Source organism: Streptomyces sp. NPDC003023 (assembly GCF_042888225.1).
Lineage (GTDB): Bacteria > Actinomycetota > Actinomycetes > Streptomycetales > Streptomycetaceae > Streptomyces.
In genome coordinates, this window is record NZ_JBIAPL010000004.1 from 458,753 (window position 1) to 483,737 (window position 24,985).

23 protein-coding genes, 1 tRNA gene and 1 pseudogene are annotated in these 24,985 nt (G+C 69.7%); 11 read left to right on the plus strand and 14 right to left on the minus strand.

Annotated elements, in window-relative coordinates; translation table 11 throughout:
* Positions 1–295: 295 nt before the first annotated feature.
* The gene (locus tag ACFYV1_RS17235; RefSeq protein ID WP_389396291.1) at positions 296–2,404 is read right to left on the minus strand and encodes an SPFH domain-containing protein; all 2,109 of its coding nucleotides are present in this window, start codon (positions 2,402–2,404) and stop codon (positions 296–298) included.
* Positions 2,405–2,437: 33 nt separating this feature from the next.
* A complete protein-coding gene (locus ACFYV1_RS17240) occupies positions 2,438–3,097 on the minus strand; it encodes a hypothetical protein (protein ID WP_389396292.1) in 660 nt (219 codons plus the stop codon).
* Positions 3,098–3,298: 201 nt separating this feature from the next.
* On the opposite strand from ACFYV1_RS17240, the gene ACFYV1_RS17245 reads away from it, so the two are divergent.
* A complete protein-coding gene (locus ACFYV1_RS17245) occupies positions 3,299–4,354 on the plus strand; it encodes a PucR family transcriptional regulator (RefSeq protein ID WP_389396293.1) in 1,056 nt (351 codons plus the stop codon).
* A gap of 99 nt (positions 4,355–4,453) precedes the next feature.
* Here the strand turns inward: ACFYV1_RS17245 and ACFYV1_RS17250 are convergent, their stop codons facing one another.
* From ACFYV1_RS17250 to mptB, 7 genes and pseudogenes are all read right to left on the minus strand, one after another.
* Complete coding sequence (locus ACFYV1_RS17250) at positions 4,454–5,029, minus strand: TerD family protein (protein ID WP_389396294.1); 576 nt, start codon at positions 5,027–5,029, stop codon at positions 4,454–4,456.
* 280 nt (positions 5,030–5,309) lie between these two features.
* Positions 5,310–5,516 (minus strand): annotated as a pseudogene (locus ACFYV1_RS17255) (MOSC domain-containing protein); the annotation flags it as partial.
* Between the two features lie 21 nt (positions 5,517–5,537).
* Positions 5,538–6,128 carry a hypothetical protein gene (locus ACFYV1_RS17260; protein WP_389396295.1) on the minus strand — a complete coding sequence of 197 codons (591 nt, stop codon included), beginning with the start codon at positions 6,126–6,128 and terminating at the stop codon, positions 5,538–5,540.
* A 153-nt stretch (positions 6,129–6,281) separates the two neighbouring features.
* A tRNA-Pro gene (locus ACFYV1_RS17265) sits at positions 6,282–6,355 on the minus strand.
* 153 nt (positions 6,356–6,508) lie between these two features.
* Positions 6,509–7,447, minus strand: coding sequence for a metallophosphoesterase (locus tag ACFYV1_RS17270; protein ID WP_389396296.1), 939 nt, complete (start codon positions 7,445–7,447; stop codon positions 6,509–6,511).
* A 21-nt stretch (positions 7,448–7,468) separates the two neighbouring features.
* Positions 7,469–8,695 carry a glycosyltransferase 87 family protein gene (locus tag ACFYV1_RS17275; protein ID WP_389396297.1) on the minus strand — a complete coding sequence of 409 codons (1,227 nt, stop codon included), beginning with the start codon at positions 8,693–8,695 and terminating at the stop codon, positions 7,469–7,471.
* Complete coding sequence (gene mptB, locus ACFYV1_RS17280; protein ID WP_389396452.1) at positions 8,692–10,161, minus strand: polyprenol phosphomannose-dependent alpha 1,6 mannosyltransferase MptB; 1,470 nt, start codon at positions 10,159–10,161, stop codon at positions 8,692–8,694. Before mptB ends, ACFYV1_RS17275 begins: the two co-directional genes overlap by 4 nt.
* Positions 10,162–10,421: 260 nt before the next feature.
* On the opposite strand from mptB, the gene ACFYV1_RS17285 reads away from it, so the two are divergent.
* Positions 10,422–10,886, plus strand: a complete 465-nt coding sequence (locus tag ACFYV1_RS17285) for a GatB/YqeY domain-containing protein (protein WP_389396298.1) — start codon at positions 10,422–10,424, stop codon at positions 10,884–10,886.
* Positions 10,887–11,065: 179 nt separating this feature from the next.
* Here ACFYV1_RS17285 and ACFYV1_RS17290 read toward each other — a convergent pair whose 3' ends face one another.
* On the minus strand, positions 11,066–13,294 hold the full coding sequence (locus ACFYV1_RS17290; protein WP_389396299.1) for a transglycosylase domain-containing protein: 2,229 nt from the start codon (positions 13,292–13,294) through the stop codon (positions 11,066–11,068).
* A 407-nt stretch (positions 13,295–13,701) separates the two neighbouring features.
* Here ACFYV1_RS17290 and ACFYV1_RS17295 point away from each other — a divergent pair, with 407 nt between their 5' ends.
* On the plus strand, positions 13,702–14,046 hold the full coding sequence (locus ACFYV1_RS17295) for a WhiB family transcriptional regulator (protein WP_389396300.1): 345 nt from the start codon (positions 13,702–13,704) through the stop codon (positions 14,044–14,046).
* Positions 14,047–14,417: 371 nt separating this feature from the next.
* On the opposite strand, the gene ACFYV1_RS17300 is transcribed toward ACFYV1_RS17295, so the two are convergent.
* Both ACFYV1_RS17300 and ACFYV1_RS17305 read right to left on the minus strand, forming a co-directional pair.
* Positions 14,418–15,785 (minus strand): ArsA family ATPase, encoded by a 1,368-nt coding sequence (locus ACFYV1_RS17300; protein ID WP_389396301.1) that lies wholly within the window; start codon positions 15,783–15,785, stop codon positions 14,418–14,420.
* Positions 15,782–16,744 carry an ArsA family ATPase gene (locus ACFYV1_RS17305; RefSeq protein ID WP_389396302.1) on the minus strand — a complete coding sequence of 321 codons (963 nt, stop codon included), beginning with the start codon at positions 16,742–16,744 and terminating at the stop codon, positions 15,782–15,784. The genes ACFYV1_RS17300 and ACFYV1_RS17305 overlap by 4 nt, the downstream gene beginning before the upstream one ends.
* Before the next feature lie 96 nt (positions 16,745–16,840).
* On the opposite strand from ACFYV1_RS17305, the gene ACFYV1_RS17310 reads away from it, so the two are divergent.
* From ACFYV1_RS17310 to ACFYV1_RS17330, 5 genes are all read left to right on the plus strand, one after another.
* Entirely contained in the window at positions 16,841–17,002 is a 162-nt protein-coding gene (locus ACFYV1_RS17310) for a DUF4177 domain-containing protein (RefSeq protein WP_005314434.1), read from the plus strand.
* The gene (locus tag ACFYV1_RS17315) at positions 16,999–17,469 is read left to right on the plus strand and encodes a RidA family protein (protein WP_389396303.1); all 471 of its coding nucleotides are present in this window, start codon (positions 16,999–17,001) and stop codon (positions 17,467–17,469) included. Before ACFYV1_RS17310 ends, ACFYV1_RS17315 begins: the two co-directional genes overlap by 4 nt.
* A gap of 529 nt (positions 17,470–17,998) precedes the next feature.
* The gene (locus ACFYV1_RS17320) at positions 17,999–18,865 is read left to right on the plus strand and encodes an NUDIX hydrolase (RefSeq protein WP_389396304.1); all 867 of its coding nucleotides are present in this window, start codon (positions 17,999–18,001) and stop codon (positions 18,863–18,865) included.
* A complete protein-coding gene (locus ACFYV1_RS17325) occupies positions 18,862–19,701 on the plus strand; it encodes an MBL fold metallo-hydrolase (protein WP_389396305.1) in 840 nt (279 codons plus the stop codon). The genes ACFYV1_RS17320 and ACFYV1_RS17325 overlap by 4 nt, the downstream gene beginning before the upstream one ends.
* A 117-nt stretch (positions 19,702–19,818) precedes the next feature.
* Entirely contained in the window at positions 19,819–20,703 is an 885-nt protein-coding gene (locus ACFYV1_RS17330) for a prohibitin family protein (RefSeq protein ID WP_389396306.1), read from the plus strand.
* A 73-nt stretch (positions 20,704–20,776) separates the two neighbouring features.
* Here the strand turns inward: ACFYV1_RS17330 and ACFYV1_RS17335 are convergent, their stop codons facing one another.
* On the minus strand, positions 20,777–21,451 hold the full coding sequence (locus tag ACFYV1_RS17335) for a Crp/Fnr family transcriptional regulator (RefSeq protein WP_389396307.1): 675 nt from the start codon (positions 21,449–21,451) through the stop codon (positions 20,777–20,779).
* A gap of 291 nt (positions 21,452–21,742) precedes the next feature.
* Here ACFYV1_RS17335 and nth point away from each other — a divergent pair, with 291 nt between their 5' ends.
* The 3 genes from nth (at position 21,743) to ACFYV1_RS17350 (ending at position 24,704) form a co-directional block, all read left to right on the plus strand.
* A complete protein-coding gene (gene nth, locus ACFYV1_RS17340; protein ID WP_389396308.1) occupies positions 21,743–22,585 on the plus strand; it encodes an endonuclease III in 843 nt (280 codons plus the stop codon).
* 55 nt (positions 22,586–22,640) lie between these two features.
* A complete protein-coding gene (locus ACFYV1_RS17345; RefSeq protein ID WP_389396309.1) occupies positions 22,641–23,378 on the plus strand; it encodes an NUDIX hydrolase in 738 nt (245 codons plus the stop codon).
* A 117-nt stretch (positions 23,379–23,495) separates the two neighbouring features.
* Positions 23,496–24,704 carry a MarP family serine protease gene (locus tag ACFYV1_RS17350; protein ID WP_389396453.1) on the plus strand — a complete coding sequence of 403 codons (1,209 nt, stop codon included), beginning with the start codon at positions 23,496–23,498 and terminating at the stop codon, positions 24,702–24,704.
* A gap of 49 nt (positions 24,705–24,753) precedes the next feature.
* On the opposite strand, the gene ACFYV1_RS17355 is transcribed toward ACFYV1_RS17350, so the two are convergent.
* Entirely contained in the window at positions 24,754–24,945 is a 192-nt protein-coding gene (locus ACFYV1_RS17355; RefSeq protein WP_389396310.1) for a hypothetical protein, read from the minus strand.
* Positions 24,946–24,985 lie beyond the last annotated feature (40 nt).

Consider the following 24,985-nt stretch of genomic DNA (forward strand, 5'->3'; position numbering starts at 1 on the left):
GTCCACCGCTCCGGCGCTCCTCGTCCCGGCGCCCCTCGTCCCGGAGTCCACCGTCCTGGCGTCCCGCGTTCCGGAATCTTTCCTTCCGGCGTCCCGCGTCTTCGAATCCGTCTTCCCGGAGTCCATCGTCTTGGAGGCCGACCCGTTGCTGCCACCGGTCGGCCGGTCGCCGGCGGGCACGGCGGTGGTGGGCGTCGTCATGTGCGTGCTCGCTTTCTGCGATGGATTCCGTTCCCGTTGCGCCCACCGGTGCTGCAGACCCCCGTCCAGCAGCACCGGTGCGCGCACCGGGAGATCAGACGGCCGGGACCGAACCGTTGACGGCCGGAGCCTGGGCGGCACCGCTGTGCGACAGCGGGTCCGCCGTAGCGGTGAGCGATCCGACCGGGGTGTCCGCCAGACCCATGCGCTCCGCGGCGTCCAGCAGCTGCTGCAGCTGACCGCCCTGCGCGCCGGGGATCCCGGACTTCATCAGCCGCATCAGCAGCGCGGAAACCGTCAGGTTCTGCACGTCGCCGGTCGACACGGAACCGAGGACCGACGTCAGGTCGTCCGTGAAGCTCGACGTCCCGTCCAGCCACGGCTTCGCCAGGGTCTGCGCCGTCTCGGAGTGCCGCATGAACGAGTCCACGCCCTTGCCGAGCGAGATCGACGACATCAGCCGGTCGAAGAAGACGGACTCCCCGCCGACGATGTTGATGTCGGCGTTCTCCAGGCCTGTGGCGAGAACCGTCGCCTGCGCCTCCGCGACCTGCCGCTGGACGTCGAGTCCTGCCAGCCGGATGTCCTTCTCCGCCTCAAGACGCAGTCGGTACTCCTCGTGCCCGCGGGACGCCTCGTCCAGCGCCGCCATCGCCGCGGCCTTCTCCGTCAGGCCCGCCGCCTCGGCCTTCAGCTTGTCGCCGATGGCCGCCGCGTCCGCCGCCCCCTTCGCCCGTACGCCCTCGGCCTGCGCCAGGAGCCGTGCCTGCTCGGCGCCCGCCTCCGCACGGCCGGCCTTCTCGATCGCGTCGGCCTCCTTCTCACGGACCTGCACCGCCGCGAGGCCCTCCGCCGCGGCCTCCGCCTGGATACCCTCCGCGAGCCGCAGCTTGGCGCGGGCGTCGAGGTCCGCGGACTTCACCCGGGCCTCCGCGAGCGTGATCTCCTCGGCCGCGCGGTGCACCGCGGCCTGCTCCGCAGCCTCCGCCGCCTTGATGTCCTTGACGAGCTTCTCCTGCGCCTGAGCCTCGGCGGCGATGACGATCGTCTGCCGCTCGCGCTCGGCCTCCTCGACCGCGCGCAGTCGTTTGATCGACTCCTCCTGCTCGGCGACCGTCCGGTCCACGGCGACCCGCTCGCGCACGACCTCCGCGATGTCCCGCCGCTCGGACTCGACCTCCTTGTCGGCGGCGATCCGGGTCAGCGCGGTCTCCCGCTCCCGCGCGATGACCTCCAGCAGCCGGTCCTTCTCGATGCGCTCGTTCTCGATGGCGATGACCCGCTCGCGGTTCTTCTCCGCGACGGCGACCTCACGCGCCTGGTTCTCACGCTGGATGCCGAGCTGCTCCTCGGTGCGCAGGAACGCGCTCTGCGCACGCAGCCGCTCCTCCTCCATCACCCGCGCCGTTTCGGCCTCTTCCTTTGCCCGTACGGTGTCGATCTCGCGGCGCTGCTTGATCTCGGCGTCGGCCTGTCGGCGCTCCAGTTCGAGGATCGCCTCGCGGGCGTCGACGTTCTGCCGGGTGATCTCCTTCTCCTCCGTGCGCTGGAACTCGTTGGTGCGCACGTGCTCGACCGCCGTCAGTTCGGTGATCTTCCGGATGCCCTGGGCGTCCAGAACGTTGGTCGGGTCGAGCTGGGAGAGAGGCGTCTGCTCCAGGTGGTCGATCGCCGCGTCCTCGAGGCTGTAGCCGTTGAGGTCGGTGCCGATGAGCTGGATGATCCGGTCCCGCAGCTCGTCACGCTTGGTGTAGAGGTCGGTGAAGTCCATCTGCTTGCCGACCGTCTTGAGCGCCTCGGAGAACTTGGCGTTGAACAGCTCCTGGAGCGTTTCCTTGTCGCTCGCCCGCGCCGTGCCGATGGCCTGGGCGACCTTGATGACGTCCTCGACCGTCTTGTTGACGCGGACGAAGAACGAGATGCGGATGTCGGCGCGGATGTTGTCGCGGCAGATGAGGCCGTCGCGGCCGGTCCGCGTGATGTCGATGGTCTTCACCGAGATGTCCATGATCTCGGCCTTGTGCAGAACCGGCAGCACGACCTGCCCGGTGAAGGTGACGTCGACCTTCCGCATCTTGGAGACGATCAGGGCCTTGCCCTGTTCGACCTTGCGGAACAGTCTCGTGATGATCAGCAACAGACCTACGGCGACGAGCAGTACGGCGGCGACGAGCACGCCGATGCCCGCAGTGATGGTGTCCATGAGAGGTCCCTCGGGTGAGAGGAGGAGAGAGGTTCAGGCAGCGGACCGGGTGCCGGGTCCCGGCAGTTCTCCGGGCAGCTCCCCGAACGGCGGGAACGGGGCGACCCAGAAGAACTCCCCGGCTTCGTCGTACGCGTAGAGCAGCCCCGTGGAGCCTGCGACGAGAGGTTCCTCATCCTTGGCGGCGAGCTGTCTGACCTGTACGACGGCGGCGGAGCCGTCCCGGGCCGTGACCTCCGCCTGGCCGAAGTGCGCGTCCACCCGCCCCGTACGGATGACGCATGTTCTGCCGACGAAGTCCTGCCGGGACGGCCCGGGTTCCGCGGGAAAGAGTCTGGCCAGGGTTCGGACCAGTCGCCTGGTGACGAACCATGCGACGAGTGAGGCGGCGGCGAGCACCGCGCATGCGAGGGCGGCGTAAGGGATGCCGACGAGGCCGGAACGGCGCAGCGGCACCGAGCCGGCGAGGCTGGTGAACCACGCGACGGCGATCAGCACCGATGCCGCGACGGCGACCGGCACTCCGCCGAGCCCGGCGGCGGCGCCGGTGCCCGGCTGTGCCACGTCACCGTCGAACGAGTCGTGCTCCGCTACCCCGAGAAGTACGAGCGCCCAGAAGACGATGACGACCGCGAGAGCGGCGCTGAGCAGGACGGTGGGAAAGGAGAAGGCAGTCGCCAGGAACTCGTTCACCGGTCCGACCCCCGTTTCCCCATTGCCGAGTCACAGCATCGGGCGCATCCCCGTGCTGCGGCGTGGTCCGATAGTGACAGTCGGTCAGGGTTGCTCGCATTGCCGGATTCCGGCAATCTTTACGGGGTGTTAATGCCGGTGTGCGGCCGCATGACGCAGACGCCGGTCGCATGGTTCCGGGCAATCGATGGGGGATGACGGGTGGCAGTTGACGAAGCTCCGGAGGCGTACCTCTCGGGCTATGCGGAGATCCTGGCCGAGGTGGGCAGGACAGGGCGCCGGCTGACGCGGGACGAGGTGGAGAGCCGCAGGACGCTGGGCGAACAGGCCGCCGAGTCAGGGCAGGGGCTGCGCGCTCTGGTCATCCAGCACCTGGCGGCCACGCGGGCGGCCTGGCCCAGGACCACGTCGCCGGAGAGCGTCCTCGCGGCGGTCGAGCAGACCATCGACGCGTTCGCCGGCGGCTACGAGCGGGCGCAGCGGATGGCCGTACGCAAGGAGGAGGCCGCGCGGCGGGAGTTCATCGACGACCTGCTGTACGGACGCAGCGACCCGGGCCGGCTCGCGCAGCGGGCGGAGCAGTTCGGCCTGCGGCTCGCGCACGCGCACGCCGTCGCGGTCGCGGTGGGTCCGGAGCCGTACGACGACACGCATCCGGTGACGCGATCGGTGGAGTCGGCGCTGTTCTCCCGCTTCGGCGACCGCCGGATTCTGCTGACCACCAAGGACGACCGGTTGATCTGCGTCGTGCCGGCGGATCAGGAGGACGTCGTGCGCCACTTCGCCAAACAGGCGCATGCGGCGACGGACGGGGGCCGGGCGGCGATAGGCCGTCCGCATCCGGGAGCGGGTGGCGTCGTCCGCTCGTACGAGGAAGCCCTGAACGCCCTCGACCTCGCCGACCGTGTCGGCCTCGACGACCCGGTCCTGCACGCGGCGGACCTGCTGGTGTTCCCCGTGCTGGCCCGCGACCGTGAGGCGATGGCGGACCTGGTGCACAGTGCGCTGGGACCGCTTCAGCAGGCGCGGGGCGGCGCGCAGCCCCTGCTGGACACGCTGCACGCGTACTTCGACGCGGGGTGCGTCGCCGCGCAGGCGGCACGCGCGCTGAACCTGAGCGTGCGCGCTCTGACGTACCGCCTGGAGCGGATCAACCGGCTGACCGGCTCGGACCCCACGGATCCGCAACACCGCTACATGCTTCAGACGGCGGCGATCGGGGCCCGGCTGCTCGACTGGCCGACGAACGACCTCTAGGACCCGACGGCGCCGGCCCGGTGCCGGGATCCGACCGGTCGGGCCCCGGTGTCCGGCCTGCGCTGCGGGGCGGACACCAGGCGCCGGGACCGGGTCGGGTCAGATGTTGACGCCGAAGTCCTGCGCGATGCCGCGCAGACCGGAGGCGTAACCCTGGCCGACGGCACGGAACTTCCACTCCGCGCCGTTGCGGTACAGCTCGCCGAAGACCATGGCGGTCTCGGTCGAGGCGTCCTCGCTGAGGTCGTAACGCGCCAGCTCGTTGTTGTCCGCCTGGTTGACGACGCGGATGAACGCGTTGCGCACCTGGCCGAAGGACTGGCTGCGGCTCTCGCCCTCGTGGATCGAGACCGGGAAGACGATCTTGTCGACCTCGGCGGCCACACCGGCCAGGTTGACCTTGATCTGCTCGTCGTCGCCCTCGCCCTCACCGGTGAGGTTGTCACCGGTGTGCTCGACGGACGCGTCGGGGCTCTTGAGGTTGTTGAAGAACACGAAGTGCTGGTCGCTCAGGACCTTCCCGTTCGAGTCCACCAGCAGGGCGCTGGCGTCCAGGTCGAAGTCGGTCCCGGTGGTGCTGCGTACGTCCCAGCCGAGGCCCACGACGACCGCGGTCAGGCCCGGGGCCTCCTTGCTGAGCGAGACGTTGCCGCCCTTGGAAAGGCTGACTCCCATGGAAATCCCCTGCGCAATCCGGCGCGGGCCGCGCCATTTGACGATTCCTTTGCCCGCCCGGACAACGACCGGCACCCCACATCGGTTCCCCATGGGTCGCGGCCGGCTCCGGACCGGGTGACGAACCGGCAAAGGCGCTGCTCACGGCGGCGGGGACGGGCGGCTGCACCCGGTGGGCGGACCCGGATGCCGCACCGCTCGACGGCGGGCCGTCCCGCGTCTTCCAGCAGGGGCACACCCGCATACCTCGCCCCCGGTCTTCGGAAGGGGCCGGGGCGGCTCAGACTTTGTCCAGTGGCCGGTGCGGCTCCGCCGGCAGACGCACCGTGATCGGGTCTCCGGGCAGCACCACGCCGCCCGCGACCACCACGCTCATCACACCCGCCTTGCGCACGACGTTCCCGGACTCGTCACGGCCCACGACCTGCTTCAGCAGTCCGGCGCGGAAACGGTCTATCTGCAGGCAGGGGTTGCGCAGACCCGTGAGCCGTGCCCTGGAGACACCGGGTTATTGACCGGTCAGGGGCGCTACGAAGACAGCCAGGTAGCGAAACTCTCCTCGTGCTCCGCCCTGTTGTGAGTACGGCTGCCAACCGAGGGGGTAGGTCCCGTGCAGCGTCCGCGTGTTGCGTTCATAGGCGCCGCCGGCCCAGAGGAGTTGGCCGGCAAGCCTGCGCCCGTCATGGATGCGGAAGTCGTGATCCCGGGTCTTGTGCGTCGCCCCAGGAGACGGTGGAGCCCACAGCGATTGCGCATTGGTGACGAGAAGCGCCAGCCCATTCTGGTCCGGCCTGTCTCCGAAGCGTTCCAGCCGGGCGATATCGGTGACGAATCCAAGCCGTCCCAGGTCGGTCGCAGCGTGCGACCGTAGTGAGTACGTCTCCTGCAGGGGCCCGGCCGTCCCGGTCCATCTGTCTTTGAAGTACTTGAACTCGATGGCCGTACGGGCCGAAGGGCCGATGCACAGCAAGTCGAGGTGTTCGGCCCGCCCGTTGCCAGGAACATCCTGGCGGACTTCCAGCCTCGAATGGATTCCTGGCGCCAGTTCCCACAGAACCCGCGCGAAGCTGTGCTGCAGATCCGCTTCGGAGTGGAACACGGGGCGATCCCGTCGAAGGCGCGCCATGACTTCGGGCAGTGGCACTTCTCCTGCTATCAGCCCCGAGCCGAGCTCCACCGCACTCCCCCCGACAAACCACTCAGGGACCCGACCCGCGTTGCGGATCAGGCCCCTGACCTGGTGTTTCAGCTGTCGGGGTGGCGGGATTTGAACCCACGACCTCTTCGTCCCGAACGAAGCGCGCTGCCAAGCTGCGCTACACCCCGATGTCACCGGTGTCCCGGCGACATCGATTACTTTAGCCCACCCGCGGCCGGAGACGAAATCCGGTTTCTACCGGCCCTGAGAGGGTCTCGGGCCGGGCCCTCCCGCTCCGGACCAGCCCGGTCCCACCCGGCCCCGTCCCGGACGGGAGCGGATCAGTCGCGTGGCGTGAGGGTGAGGAGGGTGGCCTCCGGGGGGCAGGCGAAGCGGACCGGGGTGTAGCGGTTGGTGCCGCAGCCCGCGGAGACGTGCAGGTACGAGACGTTCCCCTCGGCCCGGTGGGTGGAGAGGCCCTTCACCCGGTCCGTGTCCAGGTCACAGTTGGTGACCAGGGCGCCGTAGAAGGGGATGCACAGCTGCCCGCCGTGGGTGTGGCCGGCCAGGATCAGGGGGTAGCCGTCGGCGGTGAACGCGTCGAGGCTGCGCAGGTAGGGGGCGTGGACGACGGCCAGGGAGAGATCCGCGTCCTTCTCGGGGCCGCCGAGGACCTTGTCGTACCGGTCCCGCTTGATGTGCGGGTCGTCGAGGCCGGTGAACGCGATCTCGTACCCGTTGAGCTTCAGCCGGCCGCGCGTGTTCGTGAGGTCCAGCCATCCCGCGGTGTCGAAGGCGTCCCGCATTCCTTCCCACGGGTTGTGGACGACGCCGACGGCCGGGGCGTTGCCGTTGAGGCCGTGGCGGCCCTGGGCCTTCTCGAAGAGGTAGCGGGCCGGGTTGCGGAGCTTCGGCCCGTAGTAGTCGTTGGAGCCGAAGACGTACACCCCGGGGATCTCCATCAGCGGGCCCAACGCGTCCAGAACCTCCGGCACGCCCTTGGGGTCGGAGAGGTTGTCGCCGGTGTTGACGACGAAGTCCGGGCGCAGGCCGGCCAGCGACTGCAGCCATGCCCGCTTCTTGCTCTGGCCGCTCACCATGTGGATGTCGGAGACCTGAAGCACGCGCAGCGGCCGCATCCCGCGCGGCAGGACCGGCACCGTCACCCGCCGCAGCCGGAACGAACGGGCCTCGATGCCCGCGGCGTAGACGAGACCGGCGGCTCCGGCCGCCGTGATTCCTGCCGTGATCTTCAGGGGGAGCCCGTAGCGTGCGCGCATGTGTCCATCGTCGCAGACCTGTCAGGTGCGGGAGGGCAGTGGGACGGCAGCGGTCCGGGCGCTGCGGACGGGCAGCGCGAGGAACAGTCCGAGCGCGATCCAGACGTACGTGTTGCCCCCGAGGAACCCGTCGATGCCGGACGAGTCCTTGCTCCACAGCCACACGATGCTGCTGCTCAGTACGACGGGCAGCGCGACGGCCCAGGCCATCAGCCTTCTGCGGTCCGGTCCTTCGGCTGTGCGGAGCGCGGCGTCGGCGAGTACCACGAGGGCGGGCACCAGCCAGACCAGGTGGTGCACCCATGTGACGGGGCTGATCAGGCAGGCGAGGATGCCGGTCAGCGCGAAGGCGGCGGTGTGGTCCCCGGCCACGGTCGCCCGGCGCACCCGTACCGCCCACACGGCGAGCAGCACGATCACGCCGGCGGCCCAGATCCCGCGGCTCGGCTCGTGGGGTTCCATGACCCGGGCCAGCAGGCCCTGCCAGGACTGGTTGGAGACGTACGCCAGCGAACCGACCCGGTCGGTGTCCCACAGCGCCTCGGTCCAGTAGACCCGTGACGCGTCCGGAGCGATCCACGCGGCCAGCCCGGTGGCGCCGAGCGCGACAGCGGTGGCGGTGGCCGCTGCCCGGGGCCGGCCGGTGAGGAGCAGATGGCCGATGAACACGGCAGGCGTGAGCTTGATCGCCGCGGCGATGCCGATGCCGATGCCGGCGTACCGGGCTGCCCGGCCGCCGGCGGCCAGGAGCCGGGCGTCGGCGAGGACGAGCGCCAGCAGAAGCAGGTTGACCTGGCCGAAGCTGACGGTGTCACGGACCGGTTCGAGGAGAGCGAAGGCGCAGCCGGCGAGGGCGAGGGCGTACCAGGGCGTCCAGCCCTGGCGCCGGACGATGGGCCCGGCGGTCCAGCGCACGATCACGGCTGCCGCGGCGACGTTGAGGAGCAGGCAGACCGCGACAGCGGTTTCCCAGCCCAGCAGCCGCATCGGCAGCATGCACACGGCGGCGAACGGCGGATAGGTGAAGCCGTAGCGGCTGCCCGGCACCAAGTAGTCGTATATGGCACCGCCGTTCGCCCAGTGGTGCACGGTCCCGTAGTAGACACCGAGGTCGAACCAGTCGCGATGCTTGGGCACCGTCGCGAGGAAGAGCAGGACGGCGGCGGCCAGCCCGGCGACCAGGAGGATTCTTCCGCGGGTGGTCATGGGCCACCGCCACGAGGCCTCCGTCGTGTCGAGCTGTGTCATGCCGTACTCCCAACTGGCCGGTTTGCAAAGCGATGTGTGCCCCACAGTGCCGTCACCGCGAGGAGTCCGCCGCTGATGGCGAGCAGCAACTGCGCGGCGTCAGGAGCGAATCCGTTCGGCAGTACGGCCAGCGCGAGGACTCCGCTGGCCACGGCGACCGCCCTGCGAAGCAGTCTGCCCGGTCCCGCGGCGGAGATCATAAACAAGCCCCACAGCAGGTACCAGGGGCGGATCGCTGGTCCCAGCAGCGCCACGGCCATGAGACTGAGCCCGAGCGCGTGGACCGGGCGCAGCAGATGGTGGCGGCGCCAGGCCAGTAGTACGAGGACTGCGGTTGCCGCGAGGCCGAGCAGGTGCCACGCGGTGGCCGTCACGGATGCGAATTCCCTCAGGCCGTCGCCGTCGCCGTCGCCGTCTCCTGCACCCGCGCCGGACAGCAGGGCCGTGGTGATCCGGCCGAGGGTGGAGGTGAGGGACCAGTTCTCCGGGGAGACGGGGGTGTCCAGCGCGGAGAGCCATCCGTAACCGGTGCCCACGAGCGTGGTGGTCGTCGCGGTGGTGGCCGCGCAGATGCCCAGGACCGCGAGGGCGGCGGACAGCCGTGGGGCCCGCGCCCAGGGCGGCTGCCGGGCCCACAGCACGAAGACGGCGACGAGCCCCAGCACCGCGGGCGCCTTCACCAGCGCTGCCAGCGTGATGAGCACGACCGCCGTCACCGGCCTGCTGCCCAGGGCCGCGACCAGTCCGACGCCCAGTAGCCCGAGCATGATCGCGTCGTTGTGCGCCCCGCCGACCAGGTGCAGCAGAACCAGAGGGTTGAGTGCCCCGAGCCAGAGCGCCACGGAGGGGTCCGTACCGCAGTGCCGGGCCAGGCGGGGCAGGCACAGCACCATCGCCACGACGCCGAGCAGCGCGACCAGTCGCATGCCCACCACTCCGGTCGCCACCTGGTCCGCGGAGATCGCGGAGAGGTCGGGCGAGTGGGTCACCGCGGAGGCGAAGGCGAGGAAGACGGGGCCGTACGGAGCGGGAGTGTCCCGCCACAGGGGCGCGACCTCCGCGGTGAGCGGGCCGCCCAGATGGGACGGGCCGTGGGCGTACACGTCGAGCCGCGCGTCGACCATCGCGCCTTGCGCCAGGTAGCTGTAGACGTCGCGGCTGAACAGTGGTGGTGCCACCAGCAGCGGGGCCGTCCAGAGCGCGAGTGTCGTCAGCAGCTCACGGCGTCCGGGCGGCCGTGGGCCACGCACCGCCCTGCCCATGAGCGCCCAGGCCGCCACCAGGACGACGAGCCCGAAGTACGCCCCGACGAGTCCGAGCGCGGCTCGCCCCGACTCCGGGGCGAGCACCTCCCGTACCGGCAGGGCTCCGGCGCTGACGCCGCCCGCCGCAAGGGCCGTCGAGCCGAGCAGCCCGAGCAGCCGGCATTGACGGAAGTCGACGGCCCAGTCGACCGCCCGGTCCAGAACCCGGTCCAGAACCCGGTCCAGGGCTCGGTCGACGAGGAGGCGAAGGGAGGGCACCCGCGCAGGCTGTCAACGGACGGTGTCCGGCAGGCGACGCCGCGGTCGCCTGCGAGGGGCGGTCGGGTGTCGGCGGCTTTACGGAGCGGGACGGAGAGGGCCGTTCGCCCACGCGGCTCCTCGAGGCGGTCCATGCCCCGTTTGCGCGGCCCGCCGCGAAATGCGGCGGCACGTTCCGTCGCGCACCTGACACACTTGGCCGCATGACCACGCTCAAGTCCAAGCTGCAGGAAGACCTCACCGAAGCGATCAGGGCCCGCGACGAACTGCGTTCCTCCACGCTCCGGCTGACCCTCGCCGCCATCACCAAGGAGGAGGTCTCCGGCAAGACCGCCCGTGAACTCTCCGACGATGAGGTGCAGAAGGTGATCGCGAAGGAGGCGAAGAAGCGCCGCGAGGCCGCTGACGCCTTCGCCCAGGGCGGTCGCGCCGAGCAGGCCGAGCGTGAGAAGGCGGAAGGCGTGATCCTCGACGCGTACCTCCCGCAGCAGCTGACGGACGACGAGCTGCACGGAATCGTGGCGCAGGCCGTCGAGGAGGCGAAGGCGGCGGGTGCCGAGGGTCCCCGCGCGATGGGCGCCGTCATGAAGATCGTGAACCCGAAGGTGGCGGGCCGTGCCGAGGGCGGCCGGGTCGCCGCCGCGGTGAAGCAGCTGCTCGCCGGCTGACGCCACCTCCGCAGACTCGACAGCCGGTCCCTGCACGACGGCCGGTCTCTGGCGCTTGACGCTCCGGCCACGCATGCTCACGCTCCGGCCCCGCACGCCCTCGCTGCGGCCCCCGGACACGGAAAGGGGCGCCCCGGTCCTCACAAGGACCGGGGCGCCCCTTCATGCTTGCCCGAGGCCTACGGCCAGTTGCCGCCGTTGCCACCGCCGTTGCCCTGGCCGCGGTTGTTGCCGCCGCCGATCAGGTCCGGCGGGATCGAGATCCCCGGCCACGGCTCCACGTCGCCGGGCTTGTCGTCGCCGGGCTTCTCCTTGTCCTTGTCCTTCTCCTTGTCCTTCGGCGGGTCCGGGATGTGCACCTTGTTGAACTTCAGGGCCGGCTCGCCCTCCAGCGCCCCCGACATGGCGTCTTTCCAGATCGGACCCGGGACACCACCACCGAAGACCTTCGGGTGGTACTGGCCGCCGATGGTGATGTTCTCCATCCGCACCTGCTGGCTGGCGCTGCCGACCCACACCGCGCCGGACATGTTCGGGGTGTAGCCCACGAACCAGGCGTTCTTCCGGAAGTCGGTCGTACCGGTCTTGCCCGCGCTGTCGCGGCTAGCCAGGCCGGCCTGGCGCCCCGTACCGGAGTCGATCACTCCGCGCAGCAGTGTGTTGATCGTGTCGGCCGTCCGCTCGGACAGCGCCCTGGAGCACTCGGTCTGCGGAACCTTCAGGCTCTTGCCGTCCGCAGTGGTGATCGACTCGATCGCCGTCGGCGTGCAGTAGGTACCGCGGTTGGCGAACGTCGCATAGGCGTTGGCCATGTTGAGCGGCGAGATACCGGTGGAGCCGAGGGTGAGCGCCGAGGGCAGTTCTGGCATCTTCGAGCCGTTGCCCTGCACCACGCCCAGCTTGCCGGTCAGCTCGAGGATCGGGCACATTCCGATCTCGCCGATCATCTGCACGAAGTAGGTGTTGACCGAAAGCGCCATGGCTTCCTTGAGCGGGTACGGTCCCACCTCGGACTCGTTCTCGTTCTCCAGGGTCTGCTTGCCGCCCGGATTGACCCAGGGCTTACCACTGCAGGTCGCGATCGACTCCGGGTACGGCATCTTGTACGGCGACGGATAGACCTGCGTCGGCGGCTTGCCCTGCTCCAGCGCCGCGGCCGCCAGGAACGGCTTGAAGGTCGAGCCGACCGGGAAACCGTAGTTCGAGCCGCCCATGCCGTGGTTGACCGAGTAGTTGATCTGGGTCTCGTTCTTGCCGAAGCCGTACGGCTTGGACTGGCCCATCGCAACGATCTTGCCGGTCCCGGGCTGGACGAGCGTCACCGCGGTGGCGACCTTGTCCGACTGGTACACGTGCTGCTTGATCGAGGCCTGTGCCGACTCCTGGGCCTGCGGGTCCAGCGTGGTCTTGATCGTCAGACCGCCCCGGTTCCAGATCTTGAGCCGGTCCTCCCTGGTCTTGCCGAAGACAGGGTCGGTCAGGAACGCCTGGCGCACGTAGTCGCAGAAGAAGCCCGCGCCGTTGACGGCGGTGATGCAGCCGTTCTTGGGCTTGCTGACCTTCAGCTCGATCGGGGAGGCCTTGGCCTTGTCCGCCTCGGCCTGGGAGATGTCGCGGACGTCGGCCATGCGCTGCAGCACCATGTTGCGGCGCTTGGTCGCCTCTTCGGAGTCGTTGACGGGGTCGAAACGGCTCGGTGACTGAACGATGCCGGCGAGCAGCGCGGCTTCCTCCAGCTTCAGGTCCTTGGCGTGCTTGGAGAAGTAGCGCTGGGACGCGGCCTCGACTCCGTACGCCTGCTGGCCGAAGAACGTGATGTTCAGGTAGTTCTCGAGGATCTTCTTCTTGCCGAGTTCCTCCTCGACCTGGATCGCGTACTTGAGTTCGCGGATCTTGCGGCCGAGGGTCTGCTGGGTGGCCTGGGCGACCTTGTCGGGGTCGTCGCCGGCCTCCTCGACGAAGACGTTCTTCACATACTGCTGGGTGAGGGTGGAGGCACCTTCGGAGACGCCGCCCGACTGCGCGTTCTTGTTCAGGGCACGCAGCACGCCCTTGAGGTCGATCGCGCCGTGCTCGTAGAAGCGGGCGTCCTCGATCGCGACGATCGCCTTCTGCATGTACGGGGAGATGTCCTCGAGCGGCACGACCGTGCGGTCACGCGAGTAGACCGTGGCGATCTGCCCGCCCTCGGAGTCGAGGATCGTGGTGCGCTGACTCAGTGGCGGCGTCTTGAGGTTGGCGGGGATCGTGTCGAATCCCTCGACCGTTCCCTTGGCCGCGAGTCCCAGTGCACCGGCAGCCGGCAGGGCGATTCCTGCCAGCACTGCTCCGGCGAGCACGCTGACTCCGAGGAACTTGGCGGCCTGCTGGGTCCCGGTCAGACCGCCGCCCGAGCGCTTCTTTGGCATGAGGGCAGCCTACGTTCTCATTTGCCGGACACGCATAAAGGCATTGGCCTAAGCTGCTCCCAACTGTCACAGCAGTGCGGTTCTGCATCAAGTACTGACGCCAATTCCGCTGTACCCGAATCCGGCGGAGTTGTGCCCGAAGACCCTGTCCGAATCAGGCGCATATGGCGCCCAGTGCCCCATGTGATCCAACTGAACTGTCCCGTAATGTCGGCTTTGTTGGTTATGCCCTCGGGTCACTCCCCTGGGTGATCTGCCGCGTACGCATAGTCCGTTCGGGCCATTCAAGATTGGGCCCCACGGGGGTGTTGCGCTGTGCCCACCTTCCGTAACGTCCTCAACTGGCAGCGGTGAATATGCCGCTGCCGCCGTGGGGGAGCCTCGATTCGGGAGAGGACGGCGCCGGCATGGGCTGGGTTACCGACTGGAGTGCGCAGGCAGCCTGCCGCACTACGGATCCGGATGAACTGTTCGTACAAGGAGCAGCGCAGAACAGGGCCAAGGCGGTGTGCACCGGATGCCCGGTGCGAACCGAGTGCCTGGCCGACGCGCTCGACAATCGCGTCGAGTTCGGCGTCTGGGGTGGAATGACCGAACGGGAGCGGCGCGCACTGCTGCGCAGACGCCCCACGGTCACCTCCTGGCGCCGACTGCTCGAGACAGCACGCACGGAGTACGAGCGCAGCGCGGGGATCCTGCCCGTTGCCCTCGAGGACGACGAGACGTACGAGGCGTTCGCGGCGGTCGGCTGAGGACACCCGGCCTGACTGTCTCGGCCCGAGACGTCCGGTCAGAGGCGTTCAGTCGGAGGCGTTCAGTCGGAGTCGTTCAGTCGGAGTCGTCCAGTCAATGCGCGCTCGGCTGAGGACGAACGGGCGCAGATGCTCGCTCGAGGACGGTCGGCGACCGCGGTCGGCCGGAGCCGGTCGGTGGCCAGCCGCTCGGCCGAAGACGGTCGGCAGTCGGCGGTCGCCTGCGCGCATGGCGGGACAGCGTCCCCGACACCGGGGCGGGTCAGCGTCGCGCGGCGCCGGGTGGACGAGCCGCCTGCGTGACCATGGGCGTCCGCCTGCCCATACGTCTGTGGGAGGGCGCGAACGCCGCTGTGACCGATCTCCGCGCCCTACGCCACGTCGGCCCGGGCCGGTCCGCCTGCCGCCAGGCGGTCGCCGATGGCACGCAGGCCGGCGAGGTCGTGCACGTCTCCGGGGAGGGCGGGCACTTCGGCCACCGCGACTTCCGGGTGGAGCGCGGTGAAGCGGTCACGGGTGCGCTGTTCACGCGAGAGCACCTGCATCCGTTCGGTATGCAGACGCAGCAGGCCCGCAGTCATCTGCTGCGTGGTCCGCTCTTCGTCGCTCTTCGGCTCTGCGGATGCTTCCGGGGCATTGGGCGGGGCTTCGGACGAGGCTTCGGGGGCGTGATCCGCGGACGGCGATTCGGGAGAGACGGTCGCGGCGTCACGAACACGAGTCTTCCCGGGCCCCTGATCCACAATGCCGCCCTCATCAAGATTTTCCGCGGCGGCGAGCGCCCGCTCCGCGGACAGCCGGGCCGCCCCGCTGCTGTGCACCCGGTTGAGGACCAGCCCTGCCAGCGGCATGTCCTCCGCCCCCAGCCGCTCCACGAAGTACGCCGCCTCACGCAGCGCGTCCCGCTCGGGCGCCGCGACCACCACGAACGCCGTGCCGGGAGCCTGGAGCAGCCGGTAGGTCGCGTCGGCCCGTGTGCGGAACCCGCCGAACATGGTGTCCATCGCGGCGACGAACGTCTGCACGTCGCGCAGCAGTTGGCCGCCGAGCAGCTTCCCCAGGGTGCCCGTCATCATCGACATGCCGACGTTGAGGAACTTCATCCCCGCCCGGCCGCCCATCTTCGCCGGAGCCATCAGCAGCTTGATGAACTTGCCGTCGAGGAACGACCCGAGCCGCTTCGGCGCGTCCAGGAAGTCCAGCGCCGAGCGCGACGGCGGCGTGTCGACGACGATCAGGTCCCATTCGTCGCGTGCCCGCAGCTGGCCCAGCTTCTCCATGGCCATGTACTCCTGCGTGCCCGCGAAACCGGCGGAAAGAGACTGGTAGAAGGGATTCTCCAGGATGGCACGGGCCCGGTCCGCGTCCGCGTGCGCCTCGACGATCTCGTCGAAGGTCCGCTTCATGTCGAGCATCATGGCGTGCAGCTCACCCGCCCCTCGCCCGCCGTCGTCGTCGCTCGAATCGTTCGGCGACGTCCCTTCGCGGCGGTCCTCGATGCCCTTGACCCGGCGCGGAGTGTTGTCGAGGGAGTCGATGCCCATGGACTGCGCGAGCCGCCGGGCCGGGTCGATGGTGAGGACCACCACCTTTCGGCCTCGCTCCGCCGCCCGTACACCGAGCGCCGCCGCCGTCGTCGTCTTGCCGACGCCGCCTGCGCCGCAGCACACGATGATGCGTGTGGCCGGGTCGTCGATGAGCGGATCGATCTCGAGCCGGGCCGATGAGTCCAGGGTCATGAGCCCGCCCCTTGCTTGCGCAGTTCCTTCGCCAGTTGGTAGAGCCCCGCCAGGTCGACTCCCTCGCTCAGCACGGGAAGTTCGTACGCCCCCAGCTCCAGGGTGTTCAGCGCCTTGCGCTGCTCACGCTCCAGCTCCACGCGCTGCGCGTGCTCGGCCGCCTGTTCCAGCAGCGGTGTGACGAGCCCCGCGGCGCCGGAGACGCCGGCTGCCGTGAGTGCCTTCGTGACGGCGCCGCGCCGGCCGTTCGCCGCGTCGCGCACCGCGTCCTCGTCGAGAAGGTGGGGGCGGACCATGTTCACGATCACGTTGCCCACCGGGAGGTCGGCGGCGCGCAGCTCGGCGACGCCGTCGGCGGTCTCCTGAACCGGCATCTCCTCCAGCAGGGTCACCAGATGGACCGCCGTCTCCGGAGATTTGAGGACCCGCATCACCGCCTGCGCCTGATTGTGTATCGGGCCGATCCTCGCCAGGCCCGCCACCTCGTCGTTGACGTTCAGGAAGCGGGTGATGCGGCCGGTGGGCGGGGCGTCCATGACGACGTGGTCGTAGACGTACCGCCCCTGTTTGTCCCGGCGGCGTACGGCTTCACAGGCCTTGCCGGTCAGCAGCACGTCACGGACACCGGGGGCGACAGTCGTCGCGAAGTCGATCGCGCCGATCTTCTTCAGGGCCCGTCCGGCGCCGCCCAGTTTGTAGAACATCTGGAGGTAGTCGAGGAGGGCGCGCTCGGCGTCGATGGCCAGCGCGAACACCTCGCCACCGCCGGAGGCGACGGCGATTTTGCGCTCCTCGTACGGAAGTGTCTCGGTCTCGAACAGCTGGGCGATGCCCTGCCTGCCCTCGACCTCGACGAGAAGAGTCCGCTTTCCCTCGGTCGCGAGAGCGAGCGCGAGAGCGGCGGCCACCGTGGTCTTACCGGTACCGCCCTTGCCACTGACGACCTGGAACCTGCTCACACATTCGAGCCTAACCAGTCGTGTGCCGCCCTACGCACGAGGCTGGGTGCGGGCTGCGTCACGAAGCATGCGGAGGGTGCGGCTACAGTCGGCTCCATGACCAAGTGGGAATACGCGACCGTGCCCCTTCTCGTGCACGCGACCAAGCAGATTCTGGACACCTGGGGCGAGGACGGCTGGGAGCTTGTCCAGGTCGTGCCCGGCCCGAACAACCCCGAGCAGCTCGTGGCATATCTGAAGCGCGAGAAGTCCTCGTGAGCGGCGTCGTCGACGCCAAGCTCACCGAGCTGGGACTGACGCTGCCGGAGGTCGTGCCGCCGATCGCCGCCTACCAGCCGGCCGTGATCTCGGGTTCGTACGTCTACACCGCCGGCCAGTTGCCGATGGTCGACGGCAAGCTCCCCGTCACCGGCAAGGTCGGGGCGGAGGTCACCCCCGAGGAGGCCAAGCAGCTCGCCCGTACCTGTGCGCTGAACGCCCTGGCGGCCGTGAAGTCGGTCGTCGGCGATCTGGACCGCGTCGCGCGCGTGGTGAAGGTCGTCGGCTTCGTGGCGTCAGCCTCCGACTTCACCGGCCAGCCCGCCGTCCTCAACGGCGCGAGCGAACTGCTCGGCGAGGTGCTCGGCGACAAGGGTGTGCACGCGCGCAGCGCGGTGGGCGTCGCCGTGCTGCCGCTGGACGCGCCTGTCGAGGTCGAGATCCAGGTGGAGCTCGTCCAGGACTGACCCCGAGGTTCGGGTACAGCCTGCGTACGGCCCCGTGGCCGCCGGTTCTCCGGTGGTGCGGGGCCGTAGTCGTTCGGGGCGGCCGGCCGACGGGAAGGCCAGGGCCCCCGGGGAGCCCGCAGAGAGTCACCGTCAGGACCCGCGGCGCCGTCCCGGGCGGCACGACCCATGAGGACCTGCTCCACCGCACAGGCCTCCCAGCGGTTCTTCGATCGTCGAGGAGGGCGTCCTCGTGGCGACGACCAGGAGCAACCGCGTCCACCCGATGCGCGTCGACGTGGGCGGCTGCCTGGTCGAGCAGAGGATCTGTTTCCAGGCGGCCGTACGACTGCCTGCGAACCGTAGGGGGTCGACCACCGCGGCGTCCTCTGCCTCACCACGTCGACAGCGAAGGGGTGAACGGCGGCGACAGGATCCAGCGGATCGACATCGTGTACTCGGGCGGAGCGTTTTGAACCGGAGCGCCCGGGGGCCCGTCTCCGGAAAGGAGACTCTCGAACATCGGCGCGGAAGCGCATAGCATCCGCCCATGTCCAATGGTCAGTGGTACCCGCCGGAATGGCCCGACCGTATCCGCGCCCTCGCGAGCGGCGAGCTCACCGCCGTGGCCCCCAGGCGGGCGGCCACCGTGATGCTGCTGCGCGACACAGCGACCGGCACCGCTGTCCACATGCTGCGCCGACGCACCTCCATGGCCTTCGCCGGGGGCGCGTACGCGTACCCGGGCGGCGGCGTGGACCCGCGCGACGACCGCCCGGTGCGCTGGGCCGGCCCCTCCCTGGACGTCTGGGCGGAGCGTCTCGGAGTGGACGACACCGCGTCCGCCCAGGCCATCGTGTGTGCGGCGGTGCGCGAGACGTTCGAGGAAGCCGGTGTGCTGCTGGCAGGCGGTACCCCCGACACGGTCGTCGGTGACACCACGGGCGAGGACTGGGAGGCGGACCGGCAGGCCCTGGTCGACAGAGGGCTGTCCTTCGCGGACTTCCTCGACCGCCGGGGCCTCGTGCTGCGGTCCGACCTGCTGGGCGCGTGGGCGCGTTGGATCACGCCGGAGTTCGAGCCGCGCCGCTACGACACCTGGTTCTTCGTGGCCGCCCTGCCCGAGGGCCAGCGCACCCGCAACGTCTCCACGGAGGCGGAGACCACGGTCTGGATCAGCCCCGCGGATGCCGCCGGCGGCTACGACAAGGGTGAGCTGCTGATGATGCCCCCGACCGTCGCGACCCTCAGGGCGATCCAGCCGTACGGGACGCCCGCGGCGGCCCTGGAGGCGGCGGCGAGCCAGGACCTCGCGCCCGTGCTGGCCACCGCCCGGCTGGAGAACGGAGAGGTCGTCCTGAGCTGGCCGGGTCACGAGGAGTTCACCAAGCACGTCTCCTCCGGAGGCCCGCGATGACCGATGCCGCCACTCTGCCAGGCCGGCCCCGAGGCGGGGTGTTGTCGGGGCCCGCGACCGCCCGTGCCGTGAACGTCCTCGCCCCGAACCCGTCCGCCATGACCCTGGACGGAACCAACACCTGGATCGTCTCCGAGCCGGACTCCGACGTCGCCGTCGTGATCGACCCCGGACCGCTCGACGAAGGCCACCTGCGGGCGGTCGTCGCCACGGCGGAACGAGCGGGCAAGCGCATCGGCCTCACCCTGCTCACGCACGGCCATCCCGACCACGCGGAAGGAGCCGCGCGTTTCGCGGAACTGACCCGTACGAACGTCCGAGCCCTCGACCCGGCGCTGCGGCTCGGGGACGAGGGGCTCGCGCCCGGTGACGTGATCACCACGGGTGGCCTGGAGATGAGGGTCGTCCCGACGCCCGGCCATACCGCGGACTCGCTGAGCTTCCACATCCCGGCGGACCGCGCCGTACTGACCGGTGACACGGTCCTGGGGCGCGGCACGACCGTCGTCGCGCACCCCGACGGCCGGCTCGGCGACTACCTGGACTCGCTCCGGCGGCTGCGCTCGCTCACCGTCGACGACGGCATCCGCACCGTTCTCCCCGGACACGGCCCGGTGCTGGACGACGCCCAGGGGGCCGTCGAGTTCTACCTCGCGCACCGAGCGAACCGGCTCGCCCAGGTGGAGACCGCGGTCGAGAACGGCTGGAGCACCGCGTCCGAGGTCGTCGCCCAGGTCTACGCGGACGTGGACAGGTCCCTGTGGCCGGCGGCCGAGCTCTCCGTTCGCGCGCAGCTCGAGTACCTGCGTGAACACGGCCTGATCGGGCCGGTCTGAGGGACCTCCCGCCGCCGCCGGGCGCCCGAGGAACCGGCGGCCCCCCTCCCCGCGTCCTGGTGCGCGCGATGCTCTACGCTCCGCTTGCTTTGTGACATCCGTTCTCGGGGGGAAGCCGTGTTCGTCCTGTTCGTCATCCTTGTCATCGCCGCCGCGGTGATGTTCCTCGTCGCCCGGGGCGGCGACAACAAGGGGCTGCGGCTCGGCGCGCTGGGAGCGCTCACAGCCGGTCTCTTCGCGGGCGTTGCCAGCTGCGTACACGTCATCAGCGCCTACGAGGTCGGCGTGCCCGTGACCTTCGGCAAGGTCGGCTCGCCCATGACCTCCGGCATGAACATCACGTCGCCGTTCACCAACGTGACGACGTTCTCGACCCGTCCCGTGGACCTCAACCTCTCCGACAAGGAGGTCGTCGAGGTCCGCTCCTCGCAGGGCGGTGTGATGTACGCGGAGGTGACCGTGAAGTGGGCGGTGACCCCGGCCAAGGCGGTCGAGCTGTACCGGCTCGCGGGCAGCGAGGACGCGATCCAGCAGCGCCTGGTCTTCCCCGACAGCCGGGAGATCATCCGCAACGTCTTCGCCCGTCACACGAGCGAGGAGGGCTACACCTCCGCGCGCGAGAAGATCAACGCGGAGATCGCCGACCTGATCAAGGAGCGCCTTGCGCCGCGCGGGATCGCCGTGACCACCGTGAACCTGCGCAACGTGCGGCCGTCCGAGCAGCTGCAGGACCAGATCGACCGCAAGATCCAGCAGCAGCAGGCCACCGAGCGGGCTACCGAGGCGGCGCGCACGGCGAAGGCGGAGTCGGAACGCCGCCGGATCGAGGCCGAGGGCATCGCCAGGGCCAACAAGATCCTGAACGACTCGCTCAGTGACAAGGTCCTGGCCAACCAGTGCATCGAGGCGTTCAAGGAGGCGGCGCAGAAGAACCCCGTCTACGCCGTTCCGTGCGGAGGCGGCTCCGGGAACCCGCTGATCGTGGACGGCACCAAGAGGTGACGCACGTACTAAGGGGCCGCCCGCTCGGTGCGGGCGGCCCCTTAGTGTTCGTACCGGGTGCGGACGCCGTCCGTCAGCGGGAGCGCTTGGCCAGTCGCTCCACGTCCAGCAGGATCACCGCACGGGCCTCCAGGCGCAGCCAGCCGCGCTGTGCGAAGTCGGCCAGTGCCTTGTTCACGGTCTCGCGGGAGGCACCGACCAGCTGGGCCAGCTCTTCCTGGGTGAGGTCGTGGACGACGTGGATGCCTTCCTCAGACTGCACACCGAACCGGCGCGACAGGTCGAGGAGCGCACGGGCGACACGGCCCGGGACGTCGGAGAAGACCAGGTCGGACATCTGGTCGTTGGTCTTGCGGAGCCGGCGGGCGACCGCGCGCAGCAGTGCGGTGGCCACCTCGGGCCGGACGTTCAGCCAGGGCTGGAGGTCGCCGTGCCCGAGTCCGAGGAGCTTGACCTCGGTCAGTGCGGTGGCGGTGGCGGTGCGCGGACCCGGGTCGAAGAGGGACAGCTCTCCGATGAGTTCGCCGGGGCCGAGGACGGCGAGCATGTTCTCCCGGCCGTCGGGGGATGTGCGGTGGAGCTTGACCTTGCCGTCGGTGACCACGTAGAGGCGGTCGCCCGGTTCGCCCTCGTGGAAGAGCGCGTCGCCACGGGCGAGCGTCGCTTCACTCATCGAGGCGCGGAGCTCCGCGGCCTGCTCGTCATCGAGCGCCGCGAAGAGCGGGGCGCGCCGCAGAACGTCGTCCACGAGTTCTCTCCTTGTCGACCTGCTCAGGGGACGTTGGTCCCATGATGCCGGACCGTGCTGTACCGGCCCGGGGACACTGTGCCCCGTGAGGCACCACCGGGGAACGGACCCCGGTGGTAAACAATCGTGCGATCAGTCACAACAAGTTTGACGTACTGACGCGCCTCTCCCTACGGCAGGGGCCCGATCGGGTCCTGATTGCGGGGGACCGGGGCGGATGTCGGTGGGGGCCTTTAGGCTGGCCGGGTGTCCAATTCGCCGGTGAGAGCACAGGCCGAGGGGGCTGGGAGCGTGTCCGGTAAGGAGAATTCCGCTGTGGGCGAACAGGCATCGCCCACGACGGTCAAAAAGGGCAAAACGCCCAAACCGGAATCAAGGCTGGCCATGGTCCGGCGCGCCCGCCGTATCAATCGCGAGCTCGCCGACGTGTATCCGTACGCCCATCCGGAGCTCGACTTCGAGAACGCCTTCCAGCTGCTGATCGCGACGGTCCTCTCCGCGCAGACCACCGACCTCAGGGTCAACCAGACGACCCCCGCGCTCTTCGCCAAGTACCCCACACCGGAGGACCTGGCCGCGGCGGAGCCCGAGCAGGTCGAGGAGCTCATCCGCCCGACGGGCTTCTTCCGCGCCAAGACCAAGTCGATCATGGGTCTGTCCGCCGCGATCCGCGACGACTTCGGCGGCGAGGTTCCCGGCCGGCTGAAGGACCTGGTGACGCTGCCCGGCGTGGGTCGCAAGACCGCCTTCGTCGTCCTGGGCAACGCCTTCGGCGTGCCCGGCATCACCGTGGACACGCACTTCATGCGACTGGCCCGGCGCTGGAAATGGACCGACCAGGACGACCCGGTGAAGATCGAGGCCGAGATCGCCACGATCTTCCCCAAGAGCGAGTGGACGATGCTCTCGCACAGGGTGATCTTCCATGGCCGCCGGATCTGCCATTCGCGCAAGCCGGCCTGCGGCGCCTGCCCGATCACCCACCTCTGCCCCGCGTACGGGGAGGGCGAGACCGATCCGGAGAAGGCCAGGAAGCTCCTGAAGTACGAGAAGGGCGGACAGCCCGGCCAGCGACTCAAGCCGCCCCCGGACTACCCGGGCGACCCGGCACCGGCGCTGGGCCCGATCGGGTGAAGCCACGGACGGAACGATCGAGGTACCCCGCGACGTTGAGCGTGAGGGGGTGCCGATGACACGCGCAGGAGAAGAGACGTACCAGCGGTTCGAGCAGCAGGGCGACGGCAAGGTGATCGTCGATGGTGACGTGGTCGTCACCACCGAAGGCCTGCCCGAATGGCTCGACCCGGTGGTGCGGGCCGCCGACACGGTGGAACCCCACCAGCTCAGCCGTTTCCTTCCGCCCGAGAGCGGCCACGGCCGTCAGTCCGCCGTCCTCGTCCTCTTCGGCGAGGGCGCCAGAGGGCCCGAGCTCCTACTGATGGAGCGCGCCGGCACTCTCCGGTCACACGCCGGGCAGCCCTCCTTCCCCGGCGGGGCGCTCGACCCGGAGGACGGCGACCCGGCGACCACCGGCCCCCTGCGGGCCGCGCTGCGTGAGGCCGAGGAGGAGACCGGCCTCGACCCGTCCGGGGTCCAGACCTTCGGCGTGCTGCCCAAGCTCTACATCCCGGTGAGCAGTTTCGTCGTCACACCCGTACTGGGTTGGTGGCGCACCCCCAGTCCGGTCGGGGCGGTCGATCCCGCCGAGACCGCGCGGGTGTTCACCGTGCCTGTGGAAGATCTCACCGACCCGGCCAACCGCGCGACGGCCGTGCACCCGAGGGGCCATGCCGGCCCCGCGTTCACGGTCGAAGGGGCTCTGGTCTGGGGCTTCACGGCCGGGGTCATCGACCGGATCCTGCACTTCGCGGGATGGGAGCGACCATGGGACCGCGCCAAGCAGGTCCCGCTGGACTGGCGCGCATGACAGGCTGACCCCTTGATGCGCTCCCGGCGGGGGCGTGACATCGAAGAGCGGCATCATGCCGTTGCCCCACCCCAGCCGGACAGAGCACCCGGCGACGACACTGCGAGGCAAATGACGGTGAACGTGCTGGACATCCTGTTGCTGGTCGCCGCCGTGTGGTTCGCGATCGTCGGCTATCGCCAGGGCTTCGTCGTCGGCATCCTCTCGGTGATCGGCTTCCTCGGCGGCGGACTCGTCGCGGTCTCACTGCTTCCGGTGATCTGGAACGCGCTGACCGATGACGCCGTGGTGTCCACCACCGCCGCGATAGTCGCCGTCGTGATCGTGATCGTCTGCGCCTCTGTAGGCCAGGCGTTCACCACCCACCTCGGCAACAAGCTGCGCCGCTTCATCACCTGGTCACCCGCCCGCGCCCTGGACGCGACCGGTGGCGCCCTGGTCAACGTGGTGGCGATGCTCCTGGTCGCCTGGCTGATCGGCTCCGCGCTCGCCGGCACCTCCTTGCCCACCCTGGGCAAGGAGGTCCGTAATTCGAAGGTGCTGCTCGGCGTCTCGCGTGTGATGCCCGATCAGGCCAACACCTGGTTCACGGATTTCACCTCCGTACTCGCCCAGAACGGCTTCCCGCAGGTCTTCAGTCCGTTCGCCAACGAGCCCATCACCGAGGTGAAGGCACCCGACCCGGCACTCGTCGGGAGCCCCGTCGCCGCACGCGCCAAGCAGTCCATCGTGAAGGTCGTGGGTACGGCCCCGAGCTGCGGCAAGGTTCTTGAGGGCACCGGCTTCGTCTTCGACCAGCGCCGCGTGATGACCAACGCCCACGTCGTCGGTGGCGTCGACGAACCGACCGTCCAGATAGGCGGAGAGGGCCGGCTCTACGACGCCAAGGTCGTCCTCTACGACTGGGAGCGCGACATCGCGGTCCTGGACGTCCCCGACCTGAAGGCGCGCCCCCTCGAGTTCACCGACTTCGAGGAGGGCGATGCCGAAAGCGGCGACAGCGCCATCGTGGCCGGTTTCCCGGAGAACGGTTCGTACGACGTACGCTCCGCCCGCGTCCGCGGCCGCATCAATGCCAACGGCCCCGACATCTACCACCGGGGCACCGTCCGCCGCGACGTGTACTCGCTGTTCGCGACCGTGCGGCAGGGCAACTCCGGCGGCCCGCTCCTCACGACGGACGGCAAGGTCTACGGGGTCATCTTCGCCAGGTCCCTCGACGACGCCGACACCGGCTACGCCCTGACGGCGGACGAGATCCGCGAGGACATCGAACTGGGCCGCAACGCCAACCAGCAGGTCGACAGCCAGGGCTGCGCGCTGTAGGCGGTGCTGCGGCGGATCGTCGGACGGGTGCCGCGGACCGTCGGCGGGGTCAGTCCCGAGGATGGTGGCGCAGGCGCGCGGACATCCAGCGCGCGCGGCGCCTCAGGATGCGCGGAATCCCCATCCCCTGCCCCGAATGCTCGTGGTCCTCGCTCGAGAGGCCACCTGTCTCGTGGGTGATCGGCCCACTGGCCGAGCGGCGGTTGCGTGCTGCGTCACCGAAGTCGTGCGTCCAGCCCATACCCCGACGTCTGCCCGGGCCCCATGGTCGGTAACCGTCT

Bases quoted from the DNA above. Each gene is read 5' to 3' on its own strand.
- ACFYV1_RS17320 (WP_389396304.1), top strand. From the start codon at position 17,999: ATGTCCAATGGTCAGTGGTACCCGCCGGAATGGCCCGACCGTATCCGC.
- ACFYV1_RS17290 (WP_389396299.1), bottom strand. From the start codon at position 13,294: ATGCCAAAGAAGCGCTCGGGCGGCGGTCTGACCGGGACCCAGCAGGCC.
- ACFYV1_RS17235 (WP_389396291.1), bottom strand. From the start codon at position 2,404: ATGGACACCATCACTGCGGGCATCGGCGTGCTCGTCGCCGCCGTACTG.
- ACFYV1_RS17300 (WP_389396301.1), bottom strand. From the start codon at position 15,785: ATGACCCTGGACTCATCGGCCCGGCTCGAGATCGATCCGCTCATCGAC.
- ACFYV1_RS17275 (WP_389396297.1), bottom strand. From the start codon at position 8,695: ATGACACAGCTCGACACGACGGAGGCCTCGTGGCGGTGGCCCATGACC.
- ACFYV1_RS17295 (WP_389396300.1), top strand. From the start codon at position 13,702: ATGGGCTGGGTTACCGACTGGAGTGCGCAGGCAGCCTGCCGCACTACG.
- ACFYV1_RS17250 (WP_389396294.1), bottom strand. From the start codon at position 5,029: ATGGGAGTCAGCCTTTCCAAGGGCGGCAACGTCTCGCTCAGCAAGGAG.
- ACFYV1_RS17345 (WP_389396309.1), top strand. From the start codon at position 22,641: ATGACACGCGCAGGAGAAGAGACGTACCAGCGGTTCGAGCAGCAGGGC.
- ACFYV1_RS17310 (WP_005314434.1), top strand. From the start codon at position 16,841: ATGACCAAGTGGGAATACGCGACCGTGCCCCTTCTCGTGCACGCGACC.
- ACFYV1_RS17285 (WP_389396298.1), top strand. From the start codon at position 10,422: ATGACCACGCTCAAGTCCAAGCTGCAGGAAGACCTCACCGAAGCGATC.
- ACFYV1_RS17325 (WP_389396305.1), top strand. From the start codon at position 18,862: ATGACCGATGCCGCCACTCTGCCAGGCCGGCCCCGAGGCGGGGTGTTG.
- ACFYV1_RS17270 (WP_389396296.1), bottom strand. From the start codon at position 7,447: ATGCGCGCACGCTACGGGCTCCCCCTGAAGATCACGGCAGGAATCACG.
- ACFYV1_RS17355 (WP_389396310.1), bottom strand. From the start codon at position 24,945: ATGGGCTGGACGCACGACTTCGGTGACGCAGCACGCAACCGCCGCTCG.